This window comes from Microbacterium sp. 20-116, assembly GCF_041079415.1.
Taxonomy (GTDB): domain Bacteria; phylum Actinomycetota; class Actinomycetes; order Actinomycetales; family Microbacteriaceae; genus Microbacterium.
In genome coordinates, this window is the sequence record NZ_JBFYGP010000002.1 from 15198 (window position 1) to 34713 (window position 19516).

Below are 19516 nucleotides of genomic sequence, written 5' to 3' on the forward strand. Positions count from 1 at the left end.
GCGCAAGCACCGCGGCGGGACGATCGGCGGTGCGGGGACCGCGTACCGAACTCCTGAGAAGCGGCGGCCCTCGCCGCGTGGTGCGGGGCCGCCACCCGGTATGCGAGGTCGGGCCGCGCGGACCTCAGGAGATTCGCACACGACGATCGCCCCGTCCGCACGCGGCGGGCCGGGGCGATCGGGGCGCACGGGTTACGGCGTGACCATGCCGCCGTTGACGTTCAGGGTCTCGCCCGAGACGTAGCTCGACTCCGCAGAGGCGAGGAAGACGAACGCCGGTGCGATCTCTGCGGGCTGACCGGCGCGCTGGTACGTGCTCTCGTCGTCGAAGTGCTCCATCTGGTCGTCGGAGACGCCCTGGCTCACCTGCAGCGCCGACCAGGTGGGCCCCGGGGCGACGACGTTGACCCGGATGCCGCGCGAGGCGAGCTGCTGCGCGAGGCCCTTCGACAGGTTGTTGATCGCGGCCTTGGTCGCGGCGTAGTCGAGGCGATCGGGCGCGGGAACATACGCCTCGAGCGAGGCGGTGTTGATGATGGTGCCCCCCTCGGGAAGGTGGGCCAGCGCCGCCTTCGTGATCCAGAACGGGGCGAACACGTTCGTGCGGAAGGTCTGCTCGAACTGCTCGTCGGCGAGGTCGTCGACCTTGTCCACCATCACCTGCTTGCCGGCGTTGTTCACGACGATGTCGAGACCGCCGAGTGCCTCGGCGGTGCGGGCGACGAGCTCACGGCAGGCCGCGGGATCGGTGATGTCGGTCGCGATCGAGACGCCGGTGCGGCCGGCATCCCGGATCTGCTCGAGGATGTGGTCGGCGTCGCGCTGCTCGTCGGGCAGGTGCACGATCGCCACGTCGGCGCCTTCGCGGGCGAACGCGATCGCCACGGCCCCACCGATGCCGGAGTCTCCGCCCGTGATGAGGGCCTTTCGCCCGACCAGGCGGCCGAGCCCGCGGTAGGTCTTCTCTCCCAGGTCGGGCACCGGAGTCATGTCTGCCTGGACGCCGGGCTCGGGCTGGTGCTGCACGGGCGGCTCGACGCGCGCGTAGCGAGTGACGGGGTTGTCGAAGGTGAACTGATCGCGATCGGAGGTCATGTTCCGACGTTAGGCAGAGCCGGCGCCGCGGTGCGCGGCCTTGACGGGGGAGCGGATGCCACGCAGGCTCAGGACACCCCGCCCCGGTCGACGAGACGCGTCGACACGAGGTGCGTGTGGGATCCCGTCGCGGGGTCGGCTCCCCGCGCCAGCAGTGTCTCGGCGGCGCGCGTGCCGAGCTCCGTCACGTCGTAGTCGACGATGCGGATGCGGCGGGGGAGCAGGCGGGAGAGCTCGAAGTCGTCGAACCCGGCGATGGCGACCTCGGCGCCGCGAGGCAGGATTGCCTCGAGAGCCCCGATCGTGACGCGGTTGTTCGCGCAGAAGACCGCCGTGGGCGGGTCGGCGGAGTCGAGGAGCCGGTGCACCGCGTCACGGGTGACGGCGGGGGTGTGCAACCCGTCGACGACCAGGGCGGGGTCGAGCGTGAGACCCGCGGCGGCGAAGGCCTCGCGTGCTCCGGCGAGGCGCTCGACCATCGTGTAGATCTCGGCGGAGTCGAGCAGGACGGCGATACGGCGGTGCCCGCTCTCGAGCAGCTCGGCGACGGCTGAGCGAGACCCGCCGCGGTTGTCGAGCAGGATCGCGTCGGCGGGGACGCCGCTGCCGGGACGGTCGAGGAAGACCACCGGCGTTCCCAGCTCGACCTCGCGGGAGAGGTAGGAGTGGTCGGCCGCGGTGGGCACGACGATAAGGCCGCCGATCTGACGCTGGCACAGGTCGAGGGCGAGGGTGCGTTCCAGATCGGCATCCTCTTCGCTGGATGCCATGACCAGGTGCATGCGCTCGCGCGTGGCGATCGCCGAGACGGCGGCCGCGACCGCCATGTAGAACGTGTTCGAGAGGTCGGCGGCGACGAATCCGATCGTGTCGCGGTTGCCCGATCGCAGGCTGGCTGCGAGGGAGTTGCGGTGGTAGCCGAGCCGGCCGACCGATGCGAGCACTCGCTCGATCATGGCGGGGTCGACGTTCGGCTCCCCGTTGACCACGCGCGAGACGGTCTTCAGGCTCACCCCGGCGTCGGCGGCGACGTCGATCATGGTGGGCCGGCCGGTCTTGCGCATGCGTCTCCTCGGGTGGTGCCGCGCGGGGTCGGCACCCTTCGAGCATACGGATACCGCCGGTGGCGCCGGAGAACGAGGAAGAGGGGGTGCCCGCACGCGGCGGGCACCCCCTCTTCCCGTCGTCACGCCTCGGGCGTGACCTGCGCACCCGTCTCGTGCGAGGCGATCGCCGCGGCGAAGAGGCGGTGGGTCAACGCGGCCTCTTCGGGGCGGACGCAGCCGAACCCGTCGCCGAGCTCACCGACGAACTCGGCGAGGAAGGCCGCCCACATCTGCAGGATGGCATCCGAGAACCCCGACTCGAAGTTCGGGCCCGTCACCGTCGGCCACACCGACTGGCTGCCCGCGTCGATGCTCTGCCAACTCTGCTCGCGGCCGATCCCGGGAACGTCGACGAAGGCGAACACCTCGACGCGCTTGGGGTTCTTGGTGCTGAAGCGCACGCCGCCCGACATGCCGATGGCTTCGAACTCCCACGTGTTCTTCTGCCCGGGCGCGATGCGCTTGGTCTCGGTGGTGAGGGGGAACGGGGCGCCGTCGTGGCGCGCCCACGAGTGGATGACCGCGTTGTCCCAGGTGTCGCAGGGCTGGAGCGTGCCGTCGGGGCCGGGACGCTCGGTGACGATGTCCTGCAGGATGCCGACGACCTTCTCGGGCGTCCATCCCAGGCGCAGCGGCACGTGCCACGTGTGCATGCCGAGGTCGTTGAGCACACCGGCGTCGCCGCAGAACTGCTTCTGCCGCTTCCAGTTGAGGGGCTTGTTCACATCGATGTCGCTCGAGTGCAGGAACGTGCATTTCGCCTCGACGATGCGGCCCAGCGCGCCGGAGCGGACGTAGTCGACCGCCCACTGCGCGCCGGGGAAGAACGGCATCTCGCTCGAGACGCGGACGAACGACCCGGGCGTTTCGTCGATCGCGGCGACCACCGCGTCGGCGGCTGCGCGGTCGATACCGAAGGGCTTCTCGGCGAGGAGCGCCTTGCCGGCGCGGACGGTGTCGACGTAGAGGCGCTCGTGCAGGTCGTGTCGCACGGCGATGTACACGACGTCGACGCGGGGGTCGGCGAGGAGCTCGTGGTGGTCGGTCGTGGTGAGCTGCACCGTGTCGATGCGCTCGAAGAACGACAGCGCCGCCGGGTTGATGTCGCAGACCGCGACGAGCTCGGGCTCGGCGGGGTGGTCGATGAGAGCGGGCCAGCGCCGAAGCGCCGCGGCGATCTCGCGCCCCATGAGGCCGCCGCCGATGATGCCGACGCCGATCTTCCTGCCGGTCATGCGCGGTCTCCTTCGTCGGTGCCGCCGATGAGGGCGAGGGCCTCGTCGACCGAGGCGTCGTCGTGCACCACGGCCATGAGGGCCGCGGTGATGCCGGCCGGGTCGCGGTGCTGGATGACGTTGCGACCGTAGACGATGCCGCGAGCACCCTGCTCGAGCACCGCCTTCGTGCGCTCGAGAAGCGTGCGGTCGTCGACCCGCCCCCCGCCGCGCACCAGCAGGGGGGTGTCGCCGGCGGCCTGGATGACCCGGTGGTACTCGGTGATGTCGTCGGTGGGGTCGGCCTTGATGAGGTCGGCACCGAGCTCGCGTGCCTGGCGGACGAGGGTGACGACCTTGGCGGTGTCGCCGTCGACGCCGTAGCCGCCGGTTCCGGGCTTGGTCTGCATGACGAGCGGTTCGATCATCAGCGGCATCCCGTAGCGCTCCGCGTCGCTGCGCAGCGCCAGGATCGAGCGGATGCACTGCTCGCGCACCTGCGGTTCGCCGGGCAGGTCGAGGAGGTTGACGCACACGGCGACGGCGTCGAGGCGGACGGCGACCTCGATGGCATCCGGGACGTGGATGCTGTGCAGCGGCGTCTCGAGCGGGTCGCCGTAGACGTTGGCGATGTCGGTGCGCAGCACGAGTCCGGGCTTCTGCTTGCCGGGGACCGACTGCAGCAGCGGCGCCTGGCCGAGCGTGAGCTGCACGGCGTCGGGACCGGCGTCGACGAGGGTCGCGACGGTCTTCGCCATGTCTTCGATGCCGGTGAGGAACGAGTGTTCGTGGAAGGCGCCGTGGTCGACGGCGACGTCGAGGGCGCGGCCGGAGCGCGCGTTGAAGAGGCGGTTGAGGCGGGGTTTCGACATGGGGTGTGGGTCTCCGAAGCGTCGTGTCGGGGCGCTGCTCTGCGCTCGACGGTCAGTATGCGGGCGCAAGACAACGTTGTCAATCACTGCTAGCGTGAGCCGCGTCACGGCGAGGAAGGCGGGGCTCATGGGTGAGCTGTACGGGCGGTCGATCGAAGGCGCGCGACGGCGCGTGGGTTCTGCCACGGCCCTGGCGGCCGTGGAGGCGTCGGTGCGCACGGATGGACCGGATGCCGGAACCCGGCGCCTGCGGCTCATCGCCGGCGACCTGGACGTCGAGCTGCTTCCCGACCGCGGGCTCGATCTCGGCCAGGTGCGACACCGCGGCGTGCCCCTGGCGTGGGTCTCGCCCACCGGTTGGCCGCGCCCGGGGGCGAGCGGTTTCGGCGCGGCGTTCGGCGGCGGTCTCGTAACCACCTGCGGGCTGCTCTCGTTCGGCCCGCCGTCGGTCGACGTCGAGGGGGAGCATCCGCAGCACGGTCGTTACAGCGGACTCTCGGCATCCGTCGTCCGGGCCGAGGCGGGGCATGACGCCGTGGTTGTCGAGGCCGTGGTGGTCGAGGCGACCGTTCTCGGCGCGCACCTCGAGCTGCGGCGGAGCGTGCGGGTGCCGCTCGGCGAGGGGCGCATCGAACTGCGCGACGAGATCGTGAACCGCGGCTCGCGCGAGGTCGAACCCATGGTGCTGTACCACGTGAACCTCGGCTGGCCGCTGGTGGACGCGGGCACGGTCCTGCGCTCGCCGGCGGAGAGCGTGCGCGCGCGCGACGTCGCCGCGGAGGCGGGGTTGTCGTCGTGGGCGGAGTTCCCCGAGCCGTCGGCGCGCTATCCCGAGCAGGTGTTCGCGCACGAACTGCCGACCGATCGCCGCGTGAGCGCCGAGGTGGTCGCGGCGTCGGGGCTCGGCATCCGGATCTCGTTCGACACCGCCCGGTTGCCGGGGATGTTCCAGTGGCGGGTCGCTCAGAATGACGGGGTGGTGCTCGGGGTGGAGCCGGCCACGGCGCCGACGATCTTGGGTCGAGGTGATGCGCGAGCGCGCGGGCTGCTGCGTCCGCTCGCGCCGGGCGCATCGTGGGAGCTCGGTCTCGACATCGATGTCATCGAGATCCATCCGTGACTTGACAACGTTGTCCCGTCGGGCTCATGCTGTCTCCATCGAGGCCCGCCCCAGGGTTCTCTCCCGAATGACAACGATGTCGGAGATGCGATGACGCACGATGAGCGACGGACCGTGACCGCGGTCGCCGAGGCCGCGACGGCCCGCCCGCGCGCTCGGCTCCTCGACGTCGCGACGGCAGCGGGCGTGAGCCCCAAGACCGTGTCGCGCGTCATCAACGACGAAGCCGGAGTCCTGCCCGGAACCCGCGACCGCGTGCTGCAGATGGTGCGCGATCTGGGGTTCGTCCCCGACCGCAGCGCCCGCGAGCTCAAGCGTCGCGAGGCCGACACGATCGGCATCCTGATCGATGCGATCAGCGACCCGTTCTTCGCCGCCTTCGTGAGCGTGGTCGAAGAGCTCGCGATCGCCGAGGGCCTGAGCGTGATCTTCGCCAGCACCGGCTACGACGCGGCGCGTGAGACGGCCCAGCTCGACCGCTTGACCGGCCACCGTCTCGCCGGTCTCATCGTGGCGCCGGTCGCGGTCCCCGCCGCGGTCCTCGCGGGACTGCGCCACCGCTGCCCGGTGGTGACCGTCGACCGCGTGCGCTCCGGGATCGACTCCATCGTCATCGACGACTTCGGGGCCGCGGCCGAGGCCACCGCCGCCCTGCTCTCGCACGGCCACCGTCGCGTCGCCTTCATGGGCGAGGACGTGCCGTACCCCACGGTCAGCGACCGCCTCGCCGGGTACCGTTCGGCGCTCGAGGCGGCGGGCGTGGCGTTCGATCCCTCGCTCGTCGTCACGCACGAGCGATTCCGTGCGGGAGAGGCCGCCGAAGCCTCGCTGCTGCTCGGGCGCCCCGACGCTCCCACCGCCCTGCTGTGCGCGACGAGCCTCGCCGCGATCGCGACCGTTCGGGCGATCCGTGCGCGCGGACTCCGGATGCCGGCGCTCATCTCGTTCGGCGACTTCACCCTCGCCGAGGTGCTCGAACCCGGCATCACCTACGTCGACCACGACCCCCGTCTGCTCGGCGCGGCGGCCTTCCGGCGCCTGCGCCACCTGGCCCTGCATGCCGACGACGCCCCGACCCGCACGGTCGTGCCCACGCGCCTCGTGCCCCGCGGTTCGGGTGAGGTGCCCTTCGCCGGATCGGTCGAGCGCAGCGGAACCGGATCCGTCTCGGCATCCGCTCCGATGGCGTTGCATCCGTCCAATTCCGTGACCGCGGCGCGCACGTCGCCCGCGGTGGTCGCCCTCGTCCACCCCGAGCCGCCCGGCGCTGTCGCCGTCCCGGCCGCAGCCTCCCTGGGAGCCCCGTCATGAAGCCCGTCCTGCTGCCTCCCCATCCCGTGCAGCACTTCTACCTCGGCGGCGACCGCATCGCGGCGCTGCGGGGCATCGTCCCCGAGACCGACCGGCAGCCCGAGGAGTGGCTCGGATCGACCGTGTCGCGCTTCGGCTCCGACACCGTGGGCCTCGCCGTCACCGACAGCGGCGACTTCCTGCGCGACCTTGTCACCGCCGATCGCGGGGCCTGGGTGGGAGCCCGCGGCGGACGCGATGCCGCCGATCTCGGCATCCTGGTCAAGCTGCTCGACGCGCGTCAGCGCCTGCCCGTCCACGTGCACCCGGATCGGGGTTTCTCGACCGCGCACCTCGACTGCCCGTACGGCAAGACCGAGGCCTGGTACGTGCTCGAGACCGAGGACGACTGCGCCGTGCACGTCGGCTGGAACCAGGCCGTCGACCGCGACGAACTGGACCGTCGCCGCGACGCGCAGGACAGCGAGTGGATGCTCTCGCGCATGAACCGCGTGCTCGTGCGCCCCGGCATGGGCGTGCTCGTTCCCGCCGGCACCGTGCACGCGATCGACGGCGGCATCTTCGTCGCCGAGGTGCAGGAGCCCACCGACTTCTCGATCCTGCTGGAGTGGTCGGTCACGACCTCGACGCGCGAGGAGTCGCACCTCGACCTCGGATTCGACGCGGTGATGCCCGCGGTCTCGACCCAGAAGCTGGATGCCGAGGCCCTCGGTGCCCTGATCAGCACGACGGGCACGACGCCGGCGGGGGCGGACTTCCGCTCTCTCCTGCCCGCGGTCGCCGACCGCTACTTCCGCCTCTTCGACGCGGCGGGGGAGACCGCGGCGCGCGAAGCCGGGTTCGCGGTGGTGCTGGTGCGCGAGGGATCCGGCGCGCTGGTGTCGGACGCCGGATCGATAGACATCGAGCGCGGTCAGGTCTACGCCGTGCCGTACGCCTTCGGTACCTGGCGCCTGTCCGGCGAGGCCGAGGTCCTCATCGCCGCTCCCGGCGCCGGCTGGCCCGGCACCCTCCGCGGAGGTGAGGTGCGATGAGCGACTACGTCGTCGGCGTCGACATGGGCAGCACCAGCACGAAGCTGCTCGTCGCCACCCCCGAGGGGCGTCAGGTGCTCGTGGTGAGCCGCCCCTCGCCCTGGACCAACCTCGACCACGGTCGGGCCGAGATGCCCGCCCACCGCCCGATCGCCCTCGTTCGCGAGCTCGCCGCCGAGGCCGACGCCCGTCTCGGCGAGGCCTACCGCGTCCTCGCGCTCGGCGTCTCGGGCATGGCCGAGGCGGGGGTGCTGCTCGATGCCGCAGGCACCGCGCTCGCGCCAATCATGGCCTGGTTCGACCCGCGGGGGGCCGCCCAGATCGTCGCGACGCCCGAGGAGTTCCGCGCCGAGTTCCCCGGTCGTACCGGCTTGCCGGTGGGGCCGCTGGCCTCCATCGCCAAACTCCTGCACCTGCGCGACAGCGGGATCGAGCTCGCGGGGACGACGTTCCTCAACGTCCCCGAGTTCGTCGTGCACGCCCTCGGCGGCCCGCGGGTGGCCGAGTACTCGCTCGTCTCGCGCACCGGTCTCATCGATCAGGACGACAGCACCCCGTGGCAGGCCGCCCTCGACGTGCTGGGCGTCGACGAGTCGATCCTCGGTGCGCGCGTGAGCGCCGGAGAGGCCGTCGGCGTGCTGACCGACGACACGATGCCCGCGGGCTTCCGAGGCGCGGTCCTCACCATCGCCGGCCACGACCACCTGGTGTCCGCCGTCGCCGTCGGAGCCACGCACACCGGCCAGCTCTACGACTCCATGGGTACGGCCGAGGCCCTCGTGCGCGTGCTCGACGACACCCTCCCCTTCGCCGCGCGCGAGCGCCTCGCCCACGCCGGCATCAACTGCGTGCGCCACGTCATCCCGGGCAAGTACGTGCTGCTCGCGGGCACGAAGTCGGGTCTGCTCATGCGTCGCGTGCTCCAGCTGCTCGGGATCACGGATGCCACGGGCCGCGCGGTCGTCGACGAGGCCGCCCTCGCCCTTCCCGTCGACGGAACGCTCGCCGATGGGGGCCTCGAGGTCTCGGGCGCTCGCAACGACGACGGTGTTCTCAAGATCGTCGCCCAGAGCGACGGGCTCAGCCCCGCCGAACTGTTCGCGGCGAGCCTGCGCCACGGCAACGACATGCTCGCCGAGTGCATGGCGGCGATGGACCGCGAGGTGGCCCCGCCGACCTCGACGGTGCTGACCGGGGGCTGGTCGACCATGGCATCCGTCGTCCGCTCGCGTTCGGCGCTGCTGCCCGAGGTCACCGTCTCGACCCACGACGAGGGCACGGCCTACGGGGCGGCGCTGTTCGCCGCCTTCGCCGCCTCGACGGAACCGTTCGACACGGTCGCCTCGACCTTCCTGTCTTCGTCCCTCATCCTCACCAACGAAAGGAGCTGACGATGTCGTCAGTCACAACGGCCGTCCCGGTGCTGCAAGCACGCGGTCTCTCGCGCCAGTTCGGTCACGTCCGAGCCCTCAACAACGTGGACTTCGAGGTCTACCCCGGTGAGGTCACGGCGTTGATCGGCGACAACGGCGCCGGCAAATCCACCCTCGTGAAGGCCCTCTCGGGCAACCTCGCGGTCGACGAGGGCGAGATCCTCTTCGACGGCAAGCCGATCGAGATGAGCAACCCGCAGATCGCATCGTCACTGGGAATCGAGACGGTCTATCAGGACCTCGCTCTCGCTCCCCACCTCGACCCCGTGCAGAACATGTACCTCGGCCGCGAGATCCGCCGCCCCGGCCTCGCCGGAGCCCTCGGGTTCATGAAGACGAAGGACATGGCCGTGGCCTCGCGGGCCGCGTTCGACGAGCTCGGTGCCACCGTCCGCTCGCTCTCTTCGCCGGTGGGGGAGATGTCGGGCGGTCAGCGTCAGGCGATCGCGATCGCCCGCGCCGTCCACTGGGCCGGACGCCTCGTCTTCCTCGACGAACCGACCGCCGCCCTCGGTGTGCGCCAGACCAAGAACGTCCTCGAGACCATCCGGCGCGTGCGCGACAAGGGCATCGCGGTGGTCCTGATCTCGCACTCCATGCCGCACGTGATGGAGGTCTGCGATCGCATCCAGGTGCTGCGCTTGGGCACCCGCGTCGCGAACGTCGACGCCAAGAACACCTCCATGGAAGAACTCGTCGGGCTCATGACCGGCGCCGTCACGAAGGACGACTCCAAATGAGTACTCGGACACCCCCTACCGAGACCGTGGCCATCGGCACGTTCGAGGAGAACAAGCCCCGCTTCTTCACGGGGCTGCTCAAGGCGCAGGCCTTCCAGATCCTGATCATCCTCATCGTCATCGTGCTGATCTTCAGCGCCCTGGCGCCGGACTCGTTCGCGCAGTGGTCGAACTTCCGCCTCATCATCCAGAACGCCTCGATCCTCGCGGTCCTGGGCGTCGGGATGACGTACATCATCATCACCTCGGGCATCGATCTCTCGATCGGCTCGGTGCTGGTGTTCTCGGGCGTCGTCTCGGCCCTGACGATGCGCGCACTCGGCGGTGAGGGCTGGGGCGTGGCGACCATCGGCATCCTGGTCTCGATCCTCAGCGGCGTGTGCTGGGGCCTGTTGAACGGCTTCCTCATCGCCAAGGCCAAGATCCCGCCGCTCATCGTCACGCTGGGTTCGCTCGGTATGGCGCTCGGTCTCGCGCAGATCCTCACCGGCGGCGTCGACATCCGTGACGTGCCGACCGTGCTGACGGTCTCGATCGGCTACGGCAATGTCTTCGGGTCGCTTCCGATCATCAGCGTCATCGCGCTCGTGGTCGTGGTGATCGGCGCCGTCGTGCTGCACTTCACGAAGTTCGGGCTCTACACCTACGCCGTCGGCTCGAGCGAGCTGGCCGCCCGCCGCGTAGGCGTGAAGGTCGACCGCCACCTGATCTCGGTCTACACGCTGTCGGGCGCTCTCGCGGGTCTCGCCGGCATCCTGGCGCTGTCGCAGTTCTCGACGACCGCCATCGCCGGTCAGTCGCAGACCAACCTCAACGTGATCGCGGCCGTCGTGATCGGTGGCACCTCGCTGTTCGGCGGCGTCGGCACGATCTTCGGCACCGTGGTCGGCCTCTTCATCCCCGCCGTCCTGCAGAACGGCTTCGTCATCACCGGTGTGCAGCCCTTCTGGCAGCAGGTCGCGGTGGGCGCGGTGCTCATCACCGCCGTCTACGTCGACCAGGTGCGTCGCACCGCCGCGACCCGCGGCAACACCCAGAGCCTCTGGCGCAAGTTCGTCAGCGGAGGACGCCGCGGCTGAGGCCCGGCATCCGAATCCCACCAAGAGAGAACGGTCATCACAATGCAGTGGAACAACAAGGTTCTCGCGTTCGCCACCCTCGGCGCCGCAGCCACCCTCGTACTCGCCGGGTGTTCCGGCGGCTCCTCGTCGGGCTCCGCCTCGGGCGGAGACGGCGGGTACAAGATCGCGTTCGTGCAGGGCGTCGCCGGAGATGAGTTCTACATCTCCATGCAGTGCGGCATCCAGTCCGAAGCCGCCAAGGAAGGCGCCACCGTCACCACCCAGGGCCCCGAGAAGTTCGACCCCACCCTGCAGAAGCCCATCGTCGACGCCGTCGTCGCCTCCAAGCCCGATGCGCTGCTGATCGCCCCCACGGATGTGTCGGCCATGCAGGCGCCGATCGCGGCGGCCGAGGCTGCCGGGATCAAGGTCGTCCTCGTCGACACGACGCTGGAAGACCCCTCGGGTGCCGTGTCGCAGATCTCGAGCGACAACGAGGGCGGCGGGGCTGCCGCGTTCAAGGCGATCCAGGATGCCAACCCCAACGGCGGCAAGGTGCTCGTCGTGTCGGTCGACCCCGGCATCTCGACCACGGACGCCCGAGCGAAGGGCTTCGAAGACGCCGTCAAGAAGGACTCGAAGTTCGAATCCGTCGGCGTGCAGTACTCGCACAACGAGCCGTCGACGGCCGCCGAGATCGTGACGGCGGCGCTGCAGAAGGACCCCGACATCGTCGGTATCTTCGCCGCGAACCTGTTCGCCGCCGAGGGAAGCGCCACCGGCGTGCAGCAGGCCGGCAAGCAGGGTGCGGTCACCATCGTCGGCTTCGACGCCGGTCCCGCCCAGGTCAAGGCCCTCGAAGCCGGCACCGTCCAGGCCCTCGTCGCGCAGGAGCCCGCCACCATCGGCGAAGACGGCGTCAAGCAGGCCATCGCCGCGCTGAAGGGTGAGGCGACGGAGGAGAAGATCCAGACCGGCTTCACCATCCTCACGAAGGACAACATCACCACCGACGGCAAGGACGCGGTCTACAAGTCCAGCTGCTGATCCACCCGGATGCCGGGCCCCTCACGCCGACGCGGGGGTCCCGGCATCCACCCCCCCGTCAGACGCCTCAGGGGGTCAGGACTCCTCGCTGTCCAGACACTCACGTTCGCGCCCCTCGTCCTGTCGTGAGGGGCCGAGAACTGTCGCCACGGGATGTCCCAGGCGACAGAGAACGACCCCTCACGCGGAGGGGCGACCCGAGAGAGAGACCGCCGTGCCGCTGGCCGACATGCCCGAACTGCTCGCCGCGCACCGCGCGGTCGGAGCCTTCAACTTCATCACCCTCGAGGTCGCCGAGGCCATCGTCGCCGGGGCCGAGGCCGCCGGGTCGGGCGTGATCCTCCAGCTCTCGCAGAACGCCGTCGCGTTCCACGGCGGCATCGGCCCCGCGGGAGCCGCCGCTCTGCGACTGGCCGACGCCGCGTCCGTGCCGGTCGTCGTGCACCTCGACCACGCCACCGACGAGCCGCTCGTCGCCGAGGCGTTGGCGGTCGGGATCCGGTCGGTGATGTTCGACGCCGCCCATCTGACGGATGCCGAGAACCTCGAGCGCACCGCCGCCGTCGCCGCCCGTGCGCACGCCGCGGGAGCCTGGGTCGAGGCCGAGCTCGGCGAGATCGGCGGCAAGGGCGCCCACGCCCCGGGCGTACGGACCGACGTCGCCGAGGCCGCGCGATTCGTCGAGGCCACCGGGGTCGACGCCCTGGCCGTGGCCGTGGGCAGCGAGCACGCGATGCGCGAACGCAGCGCCCTGCTCGATGAGACCCTCATCGCGGAACTCGCCGCGGCCCTGCCCGTGCCTCTCGTCCTGCACGGCTCCAGCGGGGTCGCCGACGCCGGAATCGACGGTGCCGTGCGCGCGGGCATGCGCAAGATCAACATCGGCACGCACCTGAACACCGTGCTGACCGCGGCCGTGCGCGACGAGCTCGAGCGGGATCCGGATGCCATCGACCCCCGCCGCTGGCTCGCCCCGGGGCGCGCGGCGGTCGCCGCGGAGGTGCGGCGCCTGCTCGACGTCATCACCGGGCGCGTCGCGACCGGCGTCGACCGCACAGGTTTCGGCGCGGCGGGGATCCGCGCGTGAGCGGCATCGTCACGCTGACCGCCGCGGGGGCGATCGATGCCACGTACCGCGTCGGCACCCTGCGCCGCGGCGCTTTCGCCCGCGCCGACAGCTACACCCGCGAGGTGAGCGGCAAGGGCGTCAACGTTTCGGCCGCCCTCGCCGCGGGAGGAGCCCGCACCGCCGCCGTGGTCGTGCTCGGTGCCGACGACGTGCGCTTCGCCCGGTGCGGACTCACCGCCCCGCTGCTGCGCATCGTCGAAGTGCCCGGCGCCACCCGCGTGAACACCTCGATCATCGACGCCGAGGGGGCGACCACCAAGGTCAACGCGCCCACCCCGCCGCTGTCGTCGGGGGCCTGGGCGGCCACGCTCGCGGCGCTGCGCGAAGAGCTGGCGCTCCAGACCGCCACGTGGCTCGTGATCTCGGGGAGCCTGCCGAAGCTCTCCGGATCCGAAGAGCTGGTCGAGCTGGCAGCCGTCCGCGCGGCCGCTGGGGAACACGGTGCGCGGGTCGCGGTCGACACGAGCGGGCCGGCGCTCGACGCGCTCCTGGCCGAGCCCGCGGGCATCGACCTGCTCACCCCGAACGCCGAAGAGCTGTCCGCCGCGGTGGGGCGCCCCCTCGCCACACTCGGCGAGGTCATCGCCGCCGCCCGGGAGATCGTCGAGCGCGGTGTCACCACGGTGCTCGCGAGCCTCGGCGCCGACGGGCTGGTCGCCGTGACCGCCGACCGCGCCGTGTTCGCGCGGGCCGATGCCCCCTTCGTCGCCAACACCGCGGGAGCGGGCGATGCCGCCCTCGCCGGCTTCCTCCTCGGGCTGACGCGCGAAGCCACCGCCACCGCCGCGGGAGACGACCCCCTCGCCGTCGCCGCCGCATCGGCGGCGGAGTGGGGAGCGCACGCCGTCGCGCACGCCTCGACCCTGGTCGCGGGACCGCCGCACGGCATCCGGGCTCTCGTCGAAACCGATCCGGACCTGACGCGGGTCCTCACCCCGGAGGGCGAGGAGTGATGTCCCTGCCGCACCGTTCGAAGGACGACGCATGACCCTCGCCACCCCGGAGATCGCTCCCGAGGTCGCCGCGGCCGTCGCCGACGTCTCGCGCATCCGCACGCGCGCGATCGACCGCGTCGCCTACGCCAACGACGCCTCGCACTATCTGCTGACCCCGGATGCCGTCGTCGTCGCCGCCGATGCGGCGGAGGTCGCCGGGGTGCTGCGCGCAGCCACGGAGTCGGGAACCCCCGTGACCTTCCGCTCCGGCGGCACGAGCCTGTCGGGGCAGTCGTCGGGTACCGGGCTTCTCGTCGACGTGCGCCAGGGCTTCGGGCGCATCGACGTGCTCGACGGCGGCCGGCGCGTGCGCTCGCAGCCCGGGGCGACCGTGCGTCAGGTCAACGCGCGGCTGCTGCGGCACGGCCACCGTCTCGGTCCCGACCCGGCGAGCGAGGCCGCGTGCACCATCGGCGGAGTCGTCGCGAACAACTCCAGCGGCATGGCGTGCGGAACCGTCGAGAACTCGTACCGCACGCTCGAGGGGCTCGTGCTCGTGCTGGCCTCGGGGACCGTCGTCGACACCGCGGAGCCTGACGCCGACGCCCTGCTGCGCGAGCGTGAGCCGGCTCTCGTCGAGGGCTTGATGCGTCTGCGGGAGCGGGTCGTGAGCAACCCGGCGAGCGTCGCCCTCATCGAGCGGCAGTTCGCGATGAAGAACACCATGGGCTACGCCCTCAACGCCTTCCTCGACTTCGATACGCCCGCGGCGCTGCTCGCGCATCTGGTCGTGGGGTCGGAGGGGACGCTCGCGTTCGTCGCCGAGGCGACCTTCCGCACCGTGCCGATCCGTCTCGCGATCGCCACCACCCTCGCGGTGTTCCCGACTCTCGACGCGGCGACCCGGTCCCTGCCGGCGCTGGTGGCGACGGGCGCGGCGACATTGGAGCTGATGGATGCCACTTCGCTCCGCGTCGGACAGCGTCTGGCCGGGACGCCCGCCGCCATCCACGGATTCGAGGCGACCACGCAGGCGGCGCTGCTGGTGGAGTACCACGCCGACGATGCTCTCGCGCTGAGGGAGCTCGCCGGCGCGGGCGCGCGCGTGCTCGCCGAGGAGCCCCTGCTCGACGCGGCCGTGTTCTCGAGCGACCCCGTGCAACGCGCCGCGGCCTGGACCTTCCGCAAGGGCCTGTACGCCTCGGTCGCCGGTGCCCGGCCGAGCGGCACGACGGCTCTGCTCGAAGACGTGGTCGTGCCGGTCGAACGTCTCGCCGACACCTGCGAGGGGCTGCAGGAGCTGTTCGCGCGTTTCGGCTATGCCGACAGCGTCATCTTCGGCCACGCCAAGGACGGCAACATCCACTTCATGCTCACCGACCGGTTCGAGGGCGCCAAGGCTCTCGGCCGTTTCGAGGGCTTCACCGACGCGATGGTCGACCTCGTGCTGGAGGCGGGGGGCAACCTCAAGGCCGAGCACGGCACGGGTCGGGCGATGGCTCCGTACGTGCGCCGGCAGTACGGCGACGAGCTGTACGAGGTGATCGTGGGGCTGAAGCGTCTGCTCGATCCGCGCGGCATCTTGAATCCGGGCGTGATCGTCGACGACGACCCCGGCGCGCACATGCGCCACCTGAAGGCGCCGGTGTCGATCGAGCCCGAGGCCGACCGGTGCGTGGAGTGCGGGTACTGCGAGCCGGTGTGTCCGAGCCGCTCGCTCACCCTCACACCGCGCCAGCGCATCGCGGTGCGCCGCGCCTCGACCGCGGCCCGCGAGCGCGGCGACGGCGCCCTCGTCGCGGAGCTGGAGAAGGACTACGACTACGACGGCGTGCAGACCTGCGCCGTCGACGGGATGTGCCAGACGGCGTGCCCGGTGCTCATCAACACCGGGACGCTTATGAAGCGCTTCCGGCGGGAGGATGCCAATCCCGTGCTCGCCGCCGGATGGTCGGCCGCGGCGGCGGGGTGGGGTGCGGTGACCCGGGCCGGGTCGGTGGCGCTCTCGGTCGCCGACAGGGTCCCGCTCCCGCTCGTGAGAACGGCCACGGACGCCGCCCGCGCGGTGCTCGGCACCGACACGGTGCCGCGGTACTCGGCGGAGCTGCCGGGGGGCGGCTCCGCCCGGCGCGCGCTCGGGCGCGTCGTGGGGGCCTCAGGGGTCGAGCCCTCGGCGGTGTTCCTCCCCGCGTGCGTGGGCAGCATGTTCGGCGCGGCGGACGGTATCGGGGCGACCGAAGCCTTCGTCTTGCTGCTCGAGCGTTCCGGCCGCGCCGCTGTCGTCCCGGAGGGTATCGAGTCGCTGTGCTGCGGTACGCCGTGGTCGTCCAAGGGCTATGCGAAGGGCCACGCCACGATGTCGGCCCGCGTGCGTGCCGCCGTCCGCGAGGCCACCCGCGACGGTGCACTGCCGGTGGTGTGCGATGCCTCCAGCTGCACCGAGGGGTTCGCCGCGACGCTGCGCGAGGACGGCATCCGAGTGGTGGATGCCGTGGCCTTCGCCGCCGCCGAGCTGCTGCCCGTGCTGTCGCCGACCCCGGTGGCGGAGCTCCTGGCGCTGCACCCGACGTGCTCCTCGAAGCAACTCGGCATCGACCCCGCCCTCCGCGCGATCGGCGAGGTGGTGGCATCCGAGGTGCGTGTTCCCGATGCGTGGGGCTGCTGTGCCTACGCGGGGGACCGCGGCATGCTGCACCCCGAGTTGACGGAGGCCGCGACCGCCCCCGAGGCGTCGGAGGTCGCCGCGTGGGGCGCGGACGCCTTCGCGTCGTGCAACCGCACCTGCGAGCTGGGCATGACCAAGGCGACAGGGGAGTCGTACGTGCACGTGCTGGAGCTGCTGGAGAAGGCGACGCGGTGAGGGGACGCGCTCGAACGGGCGCGTCCCCTCTCGTCGCTCACTGCGAGGCGGGCAACTCCGCGGCGCTGTCGCGGTCGGCATCCAGGGTGCTGCTGTCGATCACGAAGCGGAAGCGGATGTCGTTGGCGACCATCTCGTCGAAGGCCTCGTTCACCTGCTGCACGGGGATGACCTTCACCTCGGCGGCGATGCCGTGCTCGGCGGCGAAGTCGAGCACTTCCTGCGTCTCGGCGATGCTGCCGATCAGCGAGCCGGCGATCGTGATGCGGTTCATCGAGACGAAGCCGAAGTCGATGCCCTCCTCGTGGATGGGCTCGAGCATGCCGACCGTCACCAGCGCACCGTCGTGGCGGATGAGCGACAGGTAGGGCTTCATGTCGAACGGCGTCGGGATGGTCGACAGGACGAAGTCGATGCTCGAGGCGTGGGCCTCGACGGCATCCTCGTCGGTCATGTCGATCACGTCGTCGGCGCCGAGGGCCCGCACGGCGTCGGCCTTGTCGGGGCTGGTGGTCAGCGCGATCACGCGGTCGGCGCCGCGCGCCTTCGCCAACTGCACGGCGAGGTGGCCGAGCCCGCCGAGGCCGGCGACGGCGACGACGCTGCCGGGACCGATGTTCCAGTGCGCCAGCGGCGACCACGTCGTGACCCCCGCGCACAGCAGCGGAGCCGCCTGCTCGAGCGGGATGGCATCGGGGATGCGCAGCACGAAGTGCTCGTTGACGACGATCTCGTCGGAGTAGCCGCCGAGGGTGACGTTCCCGGTGTCGGGATCCTGGCCGTTGTACGTGAAGATCGCGGGCGGGTTCTGGTACTGCTCCTCGTCCACGCCGCGCTGGGACTCGTCGCCCCAATAGACGAGGCAGCCGACGCCCACGCGGTCGCCGACGGCGTAACGGGTCACCGCGGAGCCCACCTCGGCGACGGTTCCGGCGATCTCGTGCCCCGGGAGGCAGGGCCAGAGCGTAGCGAGGGCGCCGCCGAACTCGTCGCGCGCCTGGTGCACGTCGGAGTGGCAGACGCCGCAGTAGGCGATGTCGATGCGCACGTCTTCGGGGCCCACCTCGCGGCGGTCGAAGGTGAAGGGCGCCAGGGGGGTGTTCTTGTCAGGGGTGGCGTAGCCGATGTTGCGGGACATGATTTTCCTCAGGTCGGGGCGAGTGCGTCCCCAAACGGTAGGAAAAGCCCCCGACGAGAAACGGCCCCTGGTGTCTACGACGGATACCGGTAGCATTTGCGGCCGGCCGGGCCCCCCGACGGACGTGAGAGGGCATGCCGCGACGCGACACGGGTCACCTCGTCGTCGGCGAGGGGAATGCCCGGGCGTAGATCTGGCGGAGCGCGTCTGTCGCCGGGCCGCTGTCGCAGTCGGAGATGTACTCATCGGCGGAGGCGATGAGGTATGACTCTCCGGCCACGAACAGACCTGCGCCGTCGGGATTGGCGGGATCGTGCTGCTGGGGAACGGTCAGCGTGCGTCCGGGGGATCCGGCGAACACCCGGGTCACCTCGAGGGTGACGTCGTCGCCGACGACGGTGATCGCGGTGGCCTCGTAGGCGGTGTCGGAGTCGCGCAGGCTCTCGACGCTCGTGGGCGCGCAGGACGCAGAGGTCTCGGAGGGTCCGGGGGCTTGCACGGCGGGCGTGGCGACGAGGCCGGCGATGAGCAGGCCGGCGGCAGCGGTCGCGGCGGCTCCGATGGAGGCTCCGGCGAACAGGCGACGCCGACGCCGGGGGGCCGGTTCGCCGGTGCCGCCGAGACCGTCGCGCTCCGCGGCAGCGACGATGCGCCGGATACGTGCATCATCGAGGGGCTGCTGCCCGCGGCCGGGGTCTGCGTCGCGGAGCAGTGCTCTCAGGTCGTCGTCGTTCATCGGTCTCCTCCTTTCGTGGTGGTGGGTCGGTGGGATCGGTCCATTTCCTGTCTGAGCTTCTTCTTGGCTCGATGCAGGCGGATGGTGGCGGCGTTGACGGAGATGTCGAGGACCGTCGCGATCTCGGGGGGTGCGAGCTCTTCCCATGCCCACAGGCGCAGCACTTCCGCGTCGGTCGTGGAGAGTCGGGCCAGGGCGTTTCGCAGGCAGTCCGCTCGGGGATCTTCTTCGGGCCCGGCGTCGACGGCGTCGGCGGGTGGGTCGATGGTCGTGATCTTCTCGACGACGCGCCACTGGCGCCGTGTCGACCGTTCGGCGGTGCGCAGACAATTGCGCGCGGTGACATACAGCCAGGGCAGGGGCTCATCGGGCACATCGTCGAAGCGCCGCCAGAGGACGAGCATGGTCTCGGAGAAGACGTCTTCGGCGGTCTGCGGCTCGGTGCGTCGTCGCAAAAATCGCAGAACGGCGTCACCGTGCATGCGTACGAGCGACTCGTACGCACGAGAGCGGTCCGGAGAGAAAGGCTGCACACCTTCATCATGTCCGGCCGCGGCGGTTTCTTTCACGGCGGACGAAGCGCACCCGCAGGCGCTCTCGGCTCTCGCCGACCGTTCCCAGGAAACCTCCAGGAAGTTTTCTCGCGGATCGTGAAAGACGGATCGCGGTCACGGCCATTCCCTCG

Annotated in this window: 17 protein-coding genes; 10 read left to right on the top strand and 7 right to left on the bottom strand. The window is 71.2% G+C overall.

The window, feature by feature from the left end; all coding sequences use genetic code 11:
• Positions 1 to 192: 192 nt before the first annotated feature.
• The 4 genes from AB6V29_RS04095 to AB6V29_RS04110 form a co-directional block, all read right to left on the bottom strand.
• Positions 193 to 1095 carry an SDR family oxidoreductase gene (locus AB6V29_RS04095; protein WP_307313293.1) on the bottom strand — a complete coding sequence of 301 codons (903 nt, stop codon included), beginning with the start codon at positions 1093 to 1095 and terminating at the stop codon, positions 193 to 195.
• Between the two features lie 68 nt (positions 1096 to 1163).
• Positions 1164 to 2159, bottom strand: coding sequence for a LacI family DNA-binding transcriptional regulator (locus tag AB6V29_RS04100; RefSeq protein WP_267788184.1), 996 nt, complete (start codon positions 2157 to 2159; stop codon positions 1164 to 1166).
• A gap of 122 nt (positions 2160 to 2281) precedes the next feature.
• Positions 2282 to 3436, bottom strand: a complete 1155-nt coding sequence (locus AB6V29_RS04105) for a Gfo/Idh/MocA family protein (protein WP_267788182.1) — start codon at positions 3434 to 3436, stop codon at positions 2282 to 2284.
• Complete coding sequence (locus AB6V29_RS04110; RefSeq protein ID WP_369357197.1) at positions 3433 to 4287, bottom strand: class I fructose-bisphosphate aldolase; 855 nt, start codon at positions 4285 to 4287, stop codon at positions 3433 to 3435. The genes AB6V29_RS04105 and AB6V29_RS04110 overlap by 4 nt, the downstream gene beginning before the upstream one ends.
• Before the next feature lie 94 nt (positions 4288 to 4381).
• Here AB6V29_RS04110 and AB6V29_RS04115 point away from each other — a divergent pair, with 94 nt between their 5' ends.
• The 10 genes from AB6V29_RS04115 to AB6V29_RS04160 all read left to right on the top strand — a co-directional run bounded on the left by AB6V29_RS04115 (position 4382) and on the right by AB6V29_RS04160 (position 16957).
• Positions 4382 to 5407 carry an aldose 1-epimerase family protein gene (locus AB6V29_RS04115; RefSeq protein ID WP_369357199.1) on the top strand — a complete coding sequence of 342 codons (1026 nt, stop codon included), beginning with the start codon at positions 4382 to 4384 and terminating at the stop codon, positions 5405 to 5407.
• Between the two features lie 90 nt (positions 5408 to 5497).
• Positions 5498 to 6718: a LacI family DNA-binding transcriptional regulator gene (locus AB6V29_RS04120; RefSeq protein ID WP_369357201.1), complete on the top strand. Its 1221-nt coding sequence runs from the start codon at positions 5498 to 5500 to the stop codon at positions 6716 to 6718.
• Entirely contained in the window at positions 6715 to 7752 is a 1038-nt protein-coding gene (locus tag AB6V29_RS04125; RefSeq protein WP_369357203.1) for a hypothetical protein, read from the top strand. The genes AB6V29_RS04120 and AB6V29_RS04125 overlap by 4 nt, the downstream gene beginning before the upstream one ends.
• Entirely contained in the window at positions 7749 to 9143 is a 1395-nt protein-coding gene (locus tag AB6V29_RS04130) for an L-fuculokinase (RefSeq protein WP_369357205.1), read from the top strand. Before AB6V29_RS04125 ends, AB6V29_RS04130 begins: the two co-directional genes overlap by 4 nt.
• A 2-nt stretch (positions 9144 to 9145) precedes the next feature.
• Positions 9146 to 9925, top strand: coding sequence for an ATP-binding cassette domain-containing protein (locus AB6V29_RS04135; RefSeq protein WP_210072821.1), 780 nt, complete (start codon positions 9146 to 9148; stop codon positions 9923 to 9925).
• The gene (locus AB6V29_RS04140) at positions 9922 to 11004 is read left to right on the top strand and encodes an ABC transporter permease (protein WP_267788172.1); all 1083 of its coding nucleotides are present in this window, start codon (positions 9922 to 9924) and stop codon (positions 11002 to 11004) included. Before AB6V29_RS04135 ends, AB6V29_RS04140 begins: the two co-directional genes overlap by 4 nt.
• Before the next feature lie 42 nt (positions 11005 to 11046).
• On the top strand, positions 11047 to 12033 hold the full coding sequence (locus AB6V29_RS04145) for an ABC transporter substrate-binding protein (RefSeq protein ID WP_369357208.1): 987 nt from the start codon (positions 11047 to 11049) through the stop codon (positions 12031 to 12033).
• Between the two features lie 214 nt (positions 12034 to 12247).
• Positions 12248 to 13120: a class II fructose-bisphosphate aldolase gene (locus AB6V29_RS04150; protein WP_369357210.1), complete on the top strand. Its 873-nt coding sequence runs from the start codon at positions 12248 to 12250 to the stop codon at positions 13118 to 13120.
• Positions 13117 to 14115, top strand: a complete 999-nt coding sequence (locus AB6V29_RS04155; protein WP_267788166.1) for a 1-phosphofructokinase family hexose kinase — start codon at positions 13117 to 13119, stop codon at positions 14113 to 14115. The genes AB6V29_RS04150 and AB6V29_RS04155 overlap by 4 nt, the downstream gene beginning before the upstream one ends.
• Positions 14116 to 14146: 31 nt before the next feature.
• The gene (locus AB6V29_RS04160) at positions 14147 to 16957 is read left to right on the top strand and encodes an FAD-binding and (Fe-S)-binding domain-containing protein (RefSeq protein WP_369357212.1); all 2811 of its coding nucleotides are present in this window, start codon (positions 14147 to 14149) and stop codon (positions 16955 to 16957) included.
• Between the two features lie 37 nt (positions 16958 to 16994).
• On the opposite strand, the gene AB6V29_RS04165 is transcribed toward AB6V29_RS04160, so the two are convergent.
• The 3 genes from AB6V29_RS04165 to AB6V29_RS04175 all read right to left on the bottom strand — a co-directional run bounded on the left by AB6V29_RS04165 (position 16995) and on the right by AB6V29_RS04175 (position 19364).
• The gene (locus tag AB6V29_RS04165) at positions 16995 to 18095 is read right to left on the bottom strand and encodes an NAD(P)-dependent alcohol dehydrogenase (RefSeq protein WP_210072832.1); all 1101 of its coding nucleotides are present in this window, start codon (positions 18093 to 18095) and stop codon (positions 16995 to 16997) included.
• Positions 18096 to 18249: 154 nt separating this feature from the next.
• Positions 18250 to 18831 carry a hypothetical protein gene (locus AB6V29_RS04170; protein ID WP_210072834.1) on the bottom strand — a complete coding sequence of 194 codons (582 nt, stop codon included), beginning with the start codon at positions 18829 to 18831 and terminating at the stop codon, positions 18250 to 18252.
• Positions 18828 to 19364, bottom strand: coding sequence for an RNA polymerase sigma factor (locus AB6V29_RS04175; protein ID WP_267788163.1), 537 nt, complete (start codon positions 19362 to 19364; stop codon positions 18828 to 18830). Before AB6V29_RS04175 ends, AB6V29_RS04170 begins: the two co-directional genes overlap by 4 nt.
• Positions 19365 to 19516 lie beyond the last annotated feature (152 nt).